Origin of the sequence: Vibrio gallaecicus (assembly GCF_024347495.1) — a bacterium.
Lineage (GTDB): Bacteria > Pseudomonadota > Gammaproteobacteria > Enterobacterales > Vibrionaceae > Vibrio > Vibrio gallaecicus.
Genome location: NZ_AP025490.1, coordinates 2,235,556 through 2,248,776, shown reverse-complemented (window position 1 = coordinate 2,248,776; position 13,221 = coordinate 2,235,556). Strand labels below are relative to the sequence as shown.

13 protein-coding genes and 1 other RNA gene are annotated in these 13,221 nt (G+C 40.7%); 10 read left to right on the top strand and 4 right to left on the bottom strand.

The features are described 5' to 3' along the window. The first annotated feature begins 26 nt into the window (after positions 1-26). A complete protein-coding gene (locus OCU78_RS09605) occupies positions 27-689 on the top strand; it encodes a hypothetical protein (RefSeq protein WP_137374621.1) in 663 nt (220 codons plus the stop codon). 218 nt (positions 690-907) lie between these two features. On the opposite strand, the gene tesB is transcribed toward OCU78_RS09605, so the two are convergent. After that, entirely contained in the window at positions 908-1,771 is an 864-nt protein-coding gene (gene tesB / locus OCU78_RS09600) for an acyl-CoA thioesterase II (RefSeq protein ID WP_137374620.1), read from the bottom strand. Between the two features lie 161 nt (positions 1,772-1,932). On the opposite strand from tesB, the gene OCU78_RS09595 reads away from it, so the two are divergent. Continuing rightward, complete coding sequence (locus OCU78_RS09595) at positions 1,933-2,361, top strand: YbaY family lipoprotein (protein ID WP_137374619.1); 429 nt, start codon at positions 1,933-1,935, stop codon at positions 2,359-2,361. 52 nt (positions 2,362-2,413) lie between these two features. Here OCU78_RS09595 and OCU78_RS09590 read toward each other — a convergent pair whose 3' ends face one another. Beyond that, positions 2,414-2,716, bottom strand: a complete 303-nt coding sequence (locus OCU78_RS09590; RefSeq protein ID WP_137374618.1) for an MGMT family protein — start codon at positions 2,714-2,716, stop codon at positions 2,414-2,416. Positions 2,717-2,767: 51 nt separating this feature from the next. Here OCU78_RS09590 and OCU78_RS09585 point away from each other — a divergent pair, with 51 nt between their 5' ends. From OCU78_RS09585 to OCU78_RS09560, 6 genes are all read left to right on the top strand, one after another. Next, a complete protein-coding gene (locus tag OCU78_RS09585; RefSeq protein ID WP_137374617.1) occupies positions 2,768-3,505 on the top strand; it encodes a VP0952 family biofilm-associated protein in 738 nt (245 codons plus the stop codon). 102 nt (positions 3,506-3,607) lie between these two features. Then, positions 3,608-5,659, top strand: coding sequence for a GGDEF domain-containing protein (locus tag OCU78_RS09580; RefSeq protein WP_261856014.1), 2,052 nt, complete (start codon positions 3,608-3,610; stop codon positions 5,657-5,659). 152 nt (positions 5,660-5,811) lie between these two features. After that, positions 5,812-5,908, top strand: an RNA gene (gene ffs / locus OCU78_RS09575) — signal recognition particle sRNA small type. Between the two features lie 120 nt (positions 5,909-6,028). Then, positions 6,029-6,652, top strand: coding sequence for a TnsA endonuclease N-terminal domain-containing protein (locus OCU78_RS09570; protein ID WP_137374615.1), 624 nt, complete (start codon positions 6,029-6,031; stop codon positions 6,650-6,652). A 2-nt stretch (positions 6,653-6,654) separates the two neighbouring features. Continuing rightward, positions 6,655-8,532 (top strand): Mu transposase C-terminal domain-containing protein, encoded by a 1,878-nt coding sequence (locus tag OCU78_RS09565; protein WP_137374614.1) that lies wholly within the window; start codon positions 6,655-6,657, stop codon positions 8,530-8,532. 17 nt (positions 8,533-8,549) lie between these two features. Next, entirely contained in the window at positions 8,550-9,599 is a 1,050-nt protein-coding gene (locus tag OCU78_RS09560; RefSeq protein ID WP_137374792.1) for a TniB family NTP-binding protein, read from the top strand. Between the two features lie 22 nt (positions 9,600-9,621). Here the strand turns inward: OCU78_RS09560 and OCU78_RS09555 are convergent, their stop codons facing one another. Next, positions 9,622-9,927: a helix-turn-helix domain-containing protein gene (locus OCU78_RS09555; protein ID WP_137374613.1), complete on the bottom strand. Its 306-nt coding sequence runs from the start codon at positions 9,925-9,927 to the stop codon at positions 9,622-9,624. A 101-nt stretch (positions 9,928-10,028) separates the two neighbouring features. Here OCU78_RS09555 and OCU78_RS09550 point away from each other — a divergent pair, with 101 nt between their 5' ends. Both OCU78_RS09550 and OCU78_RS09545 read left to right on the top strand, forming a co-directional pair. Further along, on the top strand, positions 10,029-10,574 hold the full coding sequence (locus tag OCU78_RS09550) for a hypothetical protein (RefSeq protein ID WP_137374612.1): 546 nt from the start codon (positions 10,029-10,031) through the stop codon (positions 10,572-10,574). Continuing rightward, a complete protein-coding gene (locus OCU78_RS09545) occupies positions 10,568-11,947 on the top strand; it encodes a DEAD/DEAH box helicase (RefSeq protein WP_137374611.1) in 1,380 nt (459 codons plus the stop codon). The genes OCU78_RS09550 and OCU78_RS09545 overlap by 7 nt, the downstream gene beginning before the upstream one ends. Before the next feature lie 212 nt (positions 11,948-12,159). On the opposite strand, the gene OCU78_RS09540 is transcribed toward OCU78_RS09545, so the two are convergent. Further along, the gene (locus tag OCU78_RS09540; RefSeq protein ID WP_137374610.1) at positions 12,160-12,735 is read right to left on the bottom strand and encodes a toxin-antitoxin system YwqK family antitoxin; all 576 of its coding nucleotides are present in this window, start codon (positions 12,733-12,735) and stop codon (positions 12,160-12,162) included. Positions 12,736-13,221 lie beyond the last annotated feature (486 nt).

Sequence of the window (13,221 nt, the reverse complement as noted above, 5' to 3'; positions counted from 1 at the left end):
CCATTAAATCTATTGTGGAGCGACTTATGTTTGCAAAGTTCACTACTGGTGTTCAGCTACTTTTAGCTGTATCGATTTTTTATCTCGGCTACTCCATTCATGGGTTTACGAGTAAAGTGGGTGACGTCATTGATACGTATCCACAAGCCATCACTGATTTGGAAAGCCTTACAAATGGTCTACAAGTCGGAGAGTGGTTAGTTGTTGCGAAAACTGCAGAGGAATTGCTGCCTCAAGCATTAGAAGCCGTTGAGCAAGTTCGACTTACCGTTGAGCAAGTGAACCAAACTGTCAGCTCTGTGGATAAAAAAATACCGTTGATATTAGATGAAGTAGAGAGCATACGCTCAACCTCTGTACCAGCAGTGCTTTCAGAAGTTAAACGCGTTCGAGTGGATATAATCCCACCTATGCTAACTGAGCTAAAAGGGTATCGGACGCAAGTTGTGCCGCCATTATTGTTGGAAAGTGAAGGCTATCGTCACAATACGGTACCGGCCGTTATTGCTGAATCAGAATTGTTACGTGCAGAAATCCCGCCGATACTGGTGAAAGCGGATCAAGTAATTGATAAGTCGAAAAATTTAGCTGAAGAAGCGACTCAAGGGGCTGTCAAAGGTGTTGTTTTATCTCCAATTAATTTACTCAGAGATGCTGGAAATGAATTGAAGCTAAAAGTGCAAGAGTAGCTAAAAGTACAAAAATAGCTTTACTTTGAGCACCCTAAAATTATCTGCCGCTATTGGGATGAACAAGAATAAATAGCTAGCTATGGTAGAAGGGAAATATTGAAGGGTTCAAGTTAATGGTAAAGCAGTAAGTAACAGCGTAAAAATTAAAGCTCTGGTGTTTCCAGAGCTTTAATTATTTTGAAACCATCATAAACATATGGATGATTCAGATTGCGTTATTTATTTGTGAAACGCATTACGCCTTCTTGAACGGCTGTTGCGACCAACTCACCTTTTTGGTTGAATATTTCGCCGCGTACAAGCCCGCGAGTGTTACTTGCTGTTGGGCTTTCGATGACGTAAAGAAGCCATTCATCCATCTTAAATGGGCGATGGAACCATATAGAGTGATCAATGGTTGCAACTTGGAAGTTGGGCGTCATTAAAGATACTTCATGGGGGTGTAATGCGGTTACTAAAAATCCCCAATCCGAAGCGTAAGCCATAAGGTACTGATGGATAAGTTGGTTATCTGGCATCTCACCATTTGCACGAACCCATAAATATTGTTTTGGCTCAGTCTTTTTCGGCTTTAATGGGTTAACGACGGTGACTGGGCGCATTTCAATGGGTTTTTCACCGCAAAAAGTCTTTCGCAATTTCTCTGGTAAAAACTCAGCAATATGGCTGGCTAACTCTGTTTCTGAAGCAAAGTTTTCAGGGCCTGGAATCTCCGGCATGGTGTTTTGGTGTTCAAAACCAGGAGCATCACCGTGATAAGACGCGGTTAAATAGAAAATAGGTCGGCCATTTTGAATCGCTTTCACACGTCGAGTACTAAAGCTTCTGCCGTCTCTCAGGTTTTCTACATCATAAATAATTGGCTTTTCAGGATCCCCAGGGAAGAGAAAGTAGCTATGAAATGAATGCACACTTCTATCTTCTTCTACAGTATATCGAGCTGCAGATAGGGCTTGTCCTAATACTTGACCACCATACACTTGAGGTAATCCGAGATTCTCACTTTGACCACGGAAGAGCCCTTCTTCCAGTTTTTCTAGCTGGAGTAAGTTTAATAATTCTTTTAATGGTTGACTCATTGCCAGCGTCCTTCTTAAAAAATACTCGTCAGAATAATGTGTTAAATTACTAGCTCAGTCAAATAACTGTCAATAAATCATAGGGATTCAAGACAGAAAACGAAAGCTTTCATATACTGAGTCAATGTCGCATTTGACAGGTTTAATTAAAGAGAGAAAATATGAAAAAGGCACTGCTTATTGTGATTTCGCTAGTTACATTGGGGTTACTATCAGGTTGCCAGTCTGCACCCAAACCAGAATTGGAAGGCAGTAGCATTAAAACGGTTTCAGGTACGGTGACTTATAGAGAACGAATTGCATTACCTGAAGATGCATTAGTGACGGTGACCCTTGAAGATATCTCCTTAGCTGACGCACCTTCAATTGTTATAGCAAAACATCGTTTTATGACAAACGGGGAGCAGGTACCATTTAAATTTGATCTGGGCTTTGATAGCAAAAAGATTAAAGAAAATCACCGCTACAGCGTAAGAGCAACGATAGAAGTGAATAACCGCTTACGTTTCACTACAGATACCGTTGCCCCTGTCATTACCGACACATATAAAACGGACTATGTTGACTTGCGTTTAGTTGGAGTGAGATAAGCCACACAATCAAGTTATCCATACGAAGTATGAACATTGTCATTTGGCAGCTTTATGGCTGCCATTTGTATATTCGGAGTTTGACTTTACCTTTTTCACTGACTTCAATACCTTCTCTTTCTAGTGCCGATTTCTGGCGTTCGAAACTTTCACCGACCAGTGACAATTCACCTTTACTATTAATCACTCTAAACCAAGGAAGCTTACTGCCTTTTGGAAGGTTACCCAATGCTTTACCTACATGCCGAGCGTAGCCAGGAAAACCTGCAAAACGTGCGACATCTCCATAAGTTGTTACTTTTCCTTGTGGAATTTGGTGAATTACAGCAAAGATTTGAGATAGAAATTGGTCCATACTAAAAAGTCCTAGTTCAAAGTTACCACGGATCGGTAGAAGGAGAGAGCTATGGTATTTACCACATTTCAATTCCTAATCACTACATTATTAGCAGTAGTGTGTGCCAGAGCAATCAGTTTAAGTGATGGAGACATTCCAGTGCTTGCTATGGTTATTCCTGCGCTTTGGATACTGCCACAAGGCGGTATCGCTGGTTTAGCGCTATTGGCTTCTATGACTGCTTATGGGCTCACGCTTCCGCTGCAACCTATCACACTCTCAGTCAGTGTATGGGTGTTGTTTCCATTGCTAATGGTGGTGTTTTCAAAAAGAAGCAGCCTGTCGGTCGTTATAATATCAGGGCTTATCGTTGCGACATTACAGGTGGGGATTATGGTGACCCAATCGGCAGGAAAGCTTGAAGGCACACCATGGGTGACGATAGTACAAACTCTCGCTATCATGGTTATTTGGTGGGCAGCTAATCATTTGAAACCTATTAGTAAACACAGCTGGTGGTCATTAGGTTTGATACTTCCTTTATGGATAGCTGATTTACCCTATGCGGCATTGATAGCATTAAGTGTCACCGGAATTATGGCCTCAATGGAAGCACTTACAAAATTAAAAACCTTCAGATGGAATAAACTGTTATGTTGGACATTACCTACAGTGGGTTTTGCTGCATTAGTCGTTACCCCAAGTATTGAAGTACCCAATCCCGTTTTCGTTGTTTGGTTGTGCCTGCTTGGCACGGCGTGGATGACAGATTACATTTTAAGAGCTGAAGACGAACAGAATACATAAAAGACAGACCATATCCGGATAAGGGTATTTTGTTCGTTTGTACAGTAAACATGGATAGAGCTTACGGTTTAAACGGTAAGTTAAATACAAGAGAATTGCAGCGTGCAATATTTTTACAGGCTTATCTGCCTACTGCTTAGTGTAATGATGACTACCTCCATTACACAAGCAGGGCAGCAACATGACTCTTATATCGTCGCGACAGAAGCGGATGACATAGTAACGAGAGTACTTTTTGATGCCATTTCTGAAGAATTTCAAATTCCCATCTATTATAAAGACTTTTCCAGTTTTGACGCTATCCTTGACTCTGTAGCGAAAGGTACCAGTGATTTTGCTGCTAATGTCACTCACACTGAACAACGCTCACTAGTCTTTGAGTTTTCTCGTCCAACCAACATTGAATACACTTTTCTATTTAGTGATACAGGCAAAGATTTAGATGAGGTAAGTATCATCGGTGTCCCTAAAGACACAATCTATGGAAGTCTCGTTTTATCTCATTTTCCTAATATGGAAATTATTGAGTACCAAGGGCATGACGCTGCTAAAGCGTTACTCAAAAATAGCCAGGTAGAGGGAGTTGTTGATGCAATTAATCAGCTTAAACCTATGCTTATGGCGGGTTTTAATTCACAACTTTTAAATAACCAACTAACAATCAAACCTGTCTCTATTATTGCAAAGAAAGGTAAACATATTACAGATCTTACTCGATTTACCGATTTCATCTATTCTGAAGGTGTACAACGTTTACTAAGAGAAACGGTTAATCAGTATCAGTATGATCTTAGAAGAAATGCGCTAAGAGAAAGGGTCGTGACGAGCGATATTGATACGACACAGCCGCTTAAAGTGAAGCTGGAAAATATTTACCCCTATGCGCAATTTGATTTACCGGGTCAGCCCTATGGTATTAGCGCTGAAGTGTTATTTGAAGCATGCGATATCCTCACTTTGAAATGCCAAGTTGTAAATGAATCAAATGAAACATGGCAAAGTATGTATCAAGATTTTCTGAATCAAGAAATTGATATTATTGCGCCGTTGGTCATTTCACAGCAAAGAAGAAAAGTTGCCAATTTCACTTCTGCGCATTATTCCCCGCAGTCCATTCTAGTAAAAAGAATTGGTTACAAAGACAGGGTTTATCAGAATATATCTGAGCTTATTTCTGAAAGGATTGGTGTTGTAAAAGACGACTTTTTTGATGAACTATTAAGCTTGTTGCTCCCTAATAAATCTCTTCATTACTATGATAGTAATGCAGAATTGATAGATGCTTTACTTAATGAAGAAGTGGATTATGTAGCACACAGTTTGGCAGGCTTAAGTCATGTGTTTCGTGAGCAAGGCTTATTACCCATTACTCCAGCGCAATCAATCGGCAATATATATCAATCTCAAATAGCGATTGGTTTAGTCAAGAATGAAAAAGGTGCCTTGCTGACCCCTTTATTCGATAAAGCATTAGCAATGATAGACACCGATCGAATTAATCAAAAATACGATCAACTGCCAGATTGGCGAGAAACGTTGGAAGCCGAGCAACAGCTGTCCCGACGATCTCAAGGTCTGTTTGTCATAGTATTAGGGTTTATGCTTGTTACAACTCTCTTGCTCAAGAAGCAAGCTTATACAGACTCACTGACTAAATTACGTAATAGGCGTAGCTTACAGAGCAAGTATCGTAGAAAAGTGAAACCTTGGCATACTGTCGTTTCACTCGATATTAACCATTTTAAACAAGTTAATGATACCTATGGGCATGAGGTTGGGGATTTAGTTCTTCAACAATACGCCAACGTAATAAATACGCATTGGAGAGGGTATAGCTACCGTGTTGGTGGTGATGAATTTGTTTTAATCGGGGAAGCTAAGAGTAGTGACTTAGATACAATTGTTGAGCAACTAAGTGAATTCATGTTTGTGAGTGAAATACATAACTTGTATCTCTCAATTACCGTTTCAGTTGGCGTATCAGCTAATCGTAAACGAGATAAGCACTTATCAGAGATCTTGTCTAAAACCGACTCGGCAATGTATCAATCTAAAAGAGATATTGGGAGGAAATGCACTTTTGTTGATGGCAATGGTAACTGTGACAAAGTGTATAATCGATCTTGTGAGAAAAACGCTCAAAAAAGTGCTTAGTACGATGGCACAATAGGCAGATTGTTTGAATAAGCAACGGTTAAACCAAAAAAGTAAGATTCCTCTACTAAGGTACTTGCAATAGAGATCCCGATGCTTGATAATCCAGTCACTCACTAAGGCAAGCCTTATTGAAACAGAACCTATGGAGGCCCTGGTCCTCCCGCAACACTAACTCGTGAACTCGGTCAGGCCTGGAAGGGAGCAGCCGCAGCGGGCGACGTGTGTGCCGGGATGTGGCTGGGGCTTCCACCCATTTGATGTTTGCAAACTAAGTTAGCATAAATTGCAAAGAAGTTAGCAAATTTGCACTATAAGTCAGCATAGTCTATTTTTTGTTGTAGGTTTACAACAAAAGTGATGCGCACTATGTTCGACCAAACCAAAAAATCCTCTCACGTTCACAACATCTGCAAGTTCATGAGCTTGAAAAATGATGCTGTTGTTCGCACTCTCTCTGTTTTAGAGTTCGATTTTTGTTTCCATCTCGAATATAACCCTGATGTTAAAGGGTACATATCTCAACCACACGGTTTTTATTACTACTTTAATGGTCGCAAGTGTCGTTATACGCCAGATTTTTTAGCCGATAATCATAACGACCAATCTACTCTTATTGAGATTAAGCACTCAAGCCAGATTTTAAAACCAGACTTCAGGCTCCGATTTGCTGAAAAACAGCGAGTAGCACTAGAAGAACAAGGAAAACGCCTTGTTTTAGTGACAGAGAAACAAATTCGTATTGACCCAATATTTAGTAACTTAAAGCTGTTACATCGTTACTCTGGTTTGCATACCATCACTAAAGCGCAAAAGTCTGTTCTCGGATTTATACAACGTAGACAGAAAGTACAATTACGCGAAATCTCCGACCACTTAGGACTGTCTGAGCATGAAACTCTGATATCAACACTCTGTTGGCTATCGTCAGGGAGAGTTAAGACTGATATTAGAAGCTCTGATTTTGGTTTGAATAGCTACGTTTGGTGTTAGGTATGACGTCAGATTTTGATGACGTTTTTGGTTTCATTGATGAAATGGAAGCTTCTGCCAACGAAGCGGAATTAGTAACCCAAATACCGAGTGATTTATTTGAAGAAGATAAATCGTATCTCCCTTCCATTGATACCTATACTGTAAAAACTCAGCAAGAAGTATTACGACGTCTTAAAGTCATTCAATTTACTGAAAAACGTCTAAAAGGTGGGTGGACAGAAAAAAATCTTGTACCGATTTTAAATCAGGTTGAACAAGAGCTAGGGCTATCTCCACCGAGTTGGCGAGTTCTTGCCGGCTGGAAGAAAATGTATTTTGAATCAGGGAGAGCCGTTCTTTCGCTCATTCCTAAACACGCCCAAAAAGGAAATAGAACCGTTCATACAGATTCACAGTCGCTCATTGATGAAGCGATTGAAAAAAAATACCTGACTAAAGAGCGTTTAAGCGTTGCAGAGGCTTACCGCTATTACAAAAGCCGAGTAATTAAAGCCAATCAAGAAATAGTCGAAGGCAAAATCAAGCGAATTAGCCAAAGAGCATTTTATGACAGAGTGAATAGTTTACCACCCTATGATGTTGCAGTGGGAAGGTATGGAAAGCGATATGCAGATAGAGAGTTTCGTTCTGTAGGCCAGCAAATAGAGGCGACGAAACCGATGGAGTACGTTGAAATTGACCACACTCCAGTCCCTGTCATACTGATTGATGATGAATTGGATATTCCATTAGGTCGCCCATATCTAACCATGCTCTATGACAGGTTTAGTAAGTGTATCGTCGGCTTTAGCGTTAACTTTAGAGAGCCTAGTTTTGATTCCGTCAGAAAAGCACTATTGAGTACTTTGCTAGACAAGCGCTGGGTAAGCGAAAAATATCCCTCAATAACAAATGATTGGCCATGTCATGGAAAAATAGACTATCTGGTCGTTGATAATGGTGCCGAGTTTTGGAGTGATAGCCTAGAGGACTCTTTGAGACCTTTGGTGTCGGATATTCGATACAGCCAAGCTGCCAAACCGTGGAGAAAGACCGGTATAGAAAAGTTATTTGATCAACTAAACAAGGGGTTGGTTAACGCTCTGCCTGGAAAAACATTCACAAACCCCACTCAGCTTAAAGATTACGATCCTAAAAAAGAGTCTGCCGTTAGAGTTTCTGTATTTATGGAGTTAATACATAAATGGGTTATCGACCGCTATCACATGGACTCTGATAGTCGAGAAAGGAATGTTCCTTATCATAAGTGGAATGAATCGAAATGGCTTCCAAATTTCTACCAAGGACAAGCTGCGGCCGAGTTACGTATTGAGTTGGGGTTGTTAAGGCACCGGACGATAGGGATCGCTGGGATAAGGTTGCACAATTTGCGCTATCAATCGGATGAGCTCATAGAGTATCGAAAATACAATTCGGTTAATTCACAAAGGAAACTCTTCGTCAGGACAAAAACCGATCCGTCGGACATAAGCGCTATCTACGTTTTTCTTGAATCAGAAAAGAAATACATAAAAGTCCCAGCGGTTGATAACAGTGGGTATACCAATGGACTTTCGTTGTTCGAACATGAGCGAATTCAAAGAGTGCGCAGGTTGAATACCCGAAGCCTCGTCAATGAAGAGTCTTTAGCCGATACCTATCTCTATATGGAAGCTCTTATTGAAGGGGAAGCAGAGAGAATGCGTAGTTCTAAAAACAAAAAGCTCACCCAACCTAAAACAGGGAACACTTCTAAGATTGCAAAATACAGAGATGTTGGCACGGAAGGACCTAGCTCAATCGTTAGAAAAAATGAAAGCAGTAATTCAGCATTAAACGTTGTTAGTACTCAACTATCATTGGACGATGATGATCTTGAAGAGATAGAGGGCTACTAATCGTGAATGTTACTTCCATGCAGTGTGAACAGTTGAAAGCCTACGATAATTGTTTTATTGAGTACCCCGAAATTACGGAGATCTATTCGATATTTGACCAACTTCGCTTTAATCAATTACTAGGCGGTGAACCTGAGTCATTCCTATTAACAGGCGAATCGGGAAGTGGAAAAACCGCTTTGATCAATAACTACCTTTCACGCTTCAATACAGGAACGAGTTGGTCCAAGCAAACAGTCCTAAGTACCCGAATTCCTAGTCGAGTAAATGAACAAAATACTTTGACTCAATTTCTCGTTGATCTGGACTCAAAATCAGGAGGACGTTCAGTACGAAAGAGGAATGAAATTGCACTTGCTGAAGGAGTGGTAACTCAGTTAAAACGTAAATCTGTCGAGCTCATTATTGTTAATGAGATTCAAGAGCTTGTGGAGTTTTCGACTGCGGATGAAAGACAAACCATCGCTAATACATTTAAATATATCAGTGAGGAAGCCGGTGTATCCTTTGTATTGGTTGGAATGCCTTATGCTGATGTTATCGCGAAGGAGCCGCAGTGGAACTCTCGATTGAGTTGGCGCAGAGAAATCAATTATTTTAAATTGCTTCAGGTTGAAAGTGACGCGAAAAATACCAACACTCAATACAGTATTGATGCTAAACAAAAGAAACACTTTGCTAGATTTGTGGCTGGACTAGCCTCTAGAATGGGCTACGAGCAAACACCAATACTGACTAAGAATGAAATTCTATATCCCTTATTTTCAATGTGTCGTGGAGAGTGTCGAAGGCTCAAGCACTTTTTGAAAGATGCCATGATAATGAGCTTTAAAGAGAACAAAAGTACGTTGAACAAAGAAGTACTATCTAGGACATTCATACTGAAATTCCCCTATTTGGAGAACCCATTTGAATGTTCATTAGAACAGGTGATGTTAGAGCAAATAGATAAAGGTTCAGCGTACAATACGAGAGCGATTACAGCAGAGGATAGGATTCTCGCCCCCCGATTTACAGATGCATTACCGCTGAGTACGTTGTTAAGTACAAGTAGCCTAAAAGTATAAAGCTGCGATGTTGATAACCAAATCATTGAGACGCTAGTTTTTCCAGCAACGCCACCTTCTCTTCATCACTCATCTTATCAATGGCGCACGCTAACTCAGCGCTTAATTCGCTCCTACAGAAAAAGTAGTTTAGCGGCACGTCTAACTCTTCAGCCATGCGCTCAAGCGTACCAATATCAGGTACATGCCTGCCTTTCTCGTAATGATTCATACGACCGCTAGCAGAACTCTGCTCCATACCAATTTTCACCCCTAAATCTTTTTGGGTGATCTTGGCTTTTTTACGCGCAGCTTTGAGCCTCGCTGGGATGGGGTTGTCTTTTTGCACTTACACATTTCTTTTCAACCTTTAGATAACTTAGATTGTCTAAGTTTTACTGATTTTTGTATACTTAGCAATCCTAAGTTTTTATTGCCTGTAAGAGTCACATGAAGAAAGTAACCAGAATTAACCCTCACATGTTTAACCTATTGATTGAAAAAGGGATGGATAATTTCTCCGTCACAGAAGCTAGGGATGCTTTGCTGACCAGTTGTGCGACCTTCCCGAGTAAGGACGACGCTCGAAAGTATGTTTATAAGCAACTTCTATCACTTGAGGAGAAAGGTTGGCTTTCTGTTATTGGGACTCGCAGAGACAAACGCTACCATCAAACTAACGAATTCAAAGCGCTCACAATTGAGCCTAGATCGGCTCGAAATAGGAAAGCTAAGGTCGATTCAATAGCTGTTCAAACTCCAGAGTGCTCTCTAAATGCATTAGAGCAAGAGAAGAAGCAGCATGAAGGTGAGCTGGCGATTACTTTAGGTGAGATTGAGGAATACCAATCGTTGTTAACGCGTTTCCCAAACAACAAGCAAGATATGCAGCCGCTATTCAATGCAGCAAGAGAACGCTCAGCTAAGCTATTAGGCAGAATTAATGCACTAACCAACTGGATGCAAGTCACGCAAAGTAAGGCTCATCAATGTTAAGAGCATGGCAAGCCGAGTGCGCATCTCAAGCTATCGAGAAACTCACTTCAAACAAGCATTCACACTTCTTCTGCCAAGCGACCCCTGGAGCTGGTAAAACCGTTATGGCCGCCGAGGTCGCGAGTCGGTTATTTAAACAAGGCATGATTGACTTAGTGCTGTGCTTCTCGCCCTCTCTGACTGTTGCTGAAGGGATGCAAAAGACCTTTTCATGGAAGCTCGAATGTTCCTTTAATGGAGGTTTGGGTTCTCTTGGAGGATCTTACACCTACCAATCAATCCGTTTTTTGGATGAAAGCTTTTGGAACACCGTCAGTAAATATCGAGTTTTAGTCGTATTTGATGAGATCCACCATTGTTCGTTTGATGATGAGGGGCGGTCAAACTCATGGGGGCTAGAAATTGTCTCTAAGATCCAAGGCTTTGCTCGTTATACTCTGGCGCTGTCGGGCACCCCTTGGCGTTCTGATCGACTACCGATTGTCATGGCTGAGTATTCAGACCCTGATGGTAAGGTTGTTTGCGATTACCAATACGGCTTGCAACAGGCTGTTGAAGACGAAGTATGCCGCCGCCCTAAAATCGTTTTAATAGATAATGAACATTTGAGCGTTAAGGCTGGCAGTGACAATCAACACTTCGCTTCAATTCTTGATTGCCTTAAACAATCCGATGTCTCTTATCAAAGTGTAATTCATAACGAAGACGCTATGAATTACATATTGAATAGTGGTTGCCAAAAGCTAGCGCAGATAAGGCAAGAGTCCCCAAGAGCTGGAGGCTTAGTGGTCGCATCTTCTATCAAGCACGCTAAAGACATTCAAAAGCGACTTGCTGAACACTTTAATCAATCAGCGTGCATAGTGACTTATCACCATGATAATCCGTTAAATGAAATTGAGTCGTTTCGTCATTCGAATGTTCAGTGGATAGTCAGTGTTGGGATGATAAGTGAAGGAACGGATATTCCAAGGCTGCAGGTTTGCTGCCATATGAGTTCGGTAAAAACGGAACTGTACTTCAGGCAAGTACTTGGGCGAATTTTAAGAATCAATGATTCACCCAACCAAGAAGCGTGGTTGTATACCTTTGCCGAAGAAAGTTTGATTGGATTTGCTGAAAGAATTGAGCAGGATATTCCAGAAGATTGCATATTGGTTAAGCATGATACCAATTTCGCAGTTTACGAGAAACCCGCTTCAAAGTCAGAGTGCCAGCGGAGTGAGCGGAACGGGTTGATCCCTATCGATGTAGAGAATGAGATCGTTTGGGAAAATAGAAGGGGCTCTACTGTAGAGCTACCTTCTTTACTGAATGAAGATCTTTACTTTGGAAACTTTAGACAAAGGATTTTATCGGCATTTTTGAACTGATTCGTTTACGGTCCAAGTACGACTTTGAAACTCGTATTTGGACAAAAGTTTGCCAGTGACTTCCCTAAATTAGCAATTCATGGATAACTAAAAGTATGGTAAAGCTAATAGTTATGAAGAGCTAATGCGATGAGTATAATCGTACTAGCAAAAAAATTGGTTTATGTTTAGGTGTGTATTAAGCGACGTTACGGTAAATCGACCACCTATCTTTACTGCCCACCTATAACCCCTTTGCCATCTATAAAATTTGATCGGCTGGTTAATATCCCATCAGGTGAATACACCTTAAAAGCTCCGTGAAGTGTGCCGTTCTTGTAGTTAATCTCACTCTTAATAGCCCCACTCTCGTAATACTTCTTAGTAGTGCCTTCTAGCTGGTCGTTCTTGTAGTACATCTCACTATAAAGAGCACCACTCTCGTTGTACATCTTAGTAATGCCTTCTTGCTTGCCGTTCTTATAGTTAATCTCACTATAAAGAGCCCCACTCTCGTAGTAAATCTTAGTAATGCCTTCTAGCTTGCCGTCCTTGTAGTTATATTCATCCTTAAGAGCACCACTCTCGTTGTACATCTTAGTAATGCCTTCTTGCTTGCCGTTCTTGAAATTAGCTTCAACCTTAAGAGCACCACTCTCGTAGTACAGCTTAGTAATGCCTTCTTGCTTACCGTTCTTGTGGTTAATTTCTCTCATAAGAGCACCACTGTCGTAATGCTCTGTTTTTACCTCAGAAAAACAGTTAAAAGACACTATTAAGCACAAGAACACCAAAAAAATATTTTTCATAAAAATCCTAAGTATAGAGTGAGTGACCTTCACCAGTTAAACTGGACATCAGCCAAAGAGAAAAATGGTATCAAGCCTCTAACAAATCGTTAGTCATTACTCGTAAATATGTAAAATCCGTGACTTTGCTATCAGAAGAGCTCTTAAAGCACGTCAAACGCTCTTAGCGAAGATTTTAGACGCTTAATCAACCAATATGATTCCATGCCGTCTTAAAAGTTTATAACGATTTACAGGGCAAAAGTCAGCGTGTTCATTTTAGTCAAGAACAGCACAATGACCCCCATTTTTCGTACTTTGTGCGTTTTGGGGGGCAGATTATTTATATTTGGTCAAAATTCACTCGACCGATAACGTAGGCTTCTTGGCGAAACCAATAATGGGGTACTTTCGAGCTAGAAAGTACCACGTGTAAGAATTCATGCCATAAGGTTTTGGACAAATATGTACCAGTGGTTTTGCTAAATTAGCAAAATATGGATTAGA

Coding starts and splice junctions, on each gene's coding strand:
- OCU78_RS09585 (WP_137374617.1), top strand. CDS start 2,768: ATGGTATTTACCACATTTCAATTCCTAATCACTACATTATTAGCAGTA.
- OCU78_RS09550 (WP_137374612.1), top strand. CDS start 10,029: ATGAAGAAAGTAACCAGAATTAACCCTCACATGTTTAACCTATTGATT.
- OCU78_RS09590 (WP_137374618.1), bottom strand. CDS start 2,716: ATGGACCAATTTCTATCTCAAATCTTTGCTGTAATTCACCAAATTCCA.
- OCU78_RS09560 (WP_137374792.1), top strand. CDS start 8,550: ATGCAGTGTGAACAGTTGAAAGCCTACGATAATTGTTTTATTGAGTAC.
- OCU78_RS09570 (WP_137374615.1), top strand. CDS start 6,029: ATGTTCGACCAAACCAAAAAATCCTCTCACGTTCACAACATCTGCAAG.
- OCU78_RS09605 (WP_137374621.1), top strand. CDS start 27: ATGTTTGCAAAGTTCACTACTGGTGTTCAGCTACTTTTAGCTGTATCG.
- OCU78_RS09595 (WP_137374619.1), top strand. CDS start 1,933: ATGAAAAAGGCACTGCTTATTGTGATTTCGCTAGTTACATTGGGGTTA.
- OCU78_RS09545 (WP_137374611.1), top strand. CDS start 10,568: ATGTTAAGAGCATGGCAAGCCGAGTGCGCATCTCAAGCTATCGAGAAA.
- OCU78_RS09540 (WP_137374610.1), bottom strand. CDS start 12,735: ATGAAAAATATTTTTTTGGTGTTCTTGTGCTTAATAGTGTCTTTTAAC.
- OCU78_RS09565 (WP_137374614.1), top strand. CDS start 6,655: ATGACGTCAGATTTTGATGACGTTTTTGGTTTCATTGATGAAATGGAA.
- tesB (WP_137374620.1), bottom strand. CDS start 1,771: ATGAGTCAACCATTAAAAGAATTATTAAACTTACTCCAGCTAGAAAAA.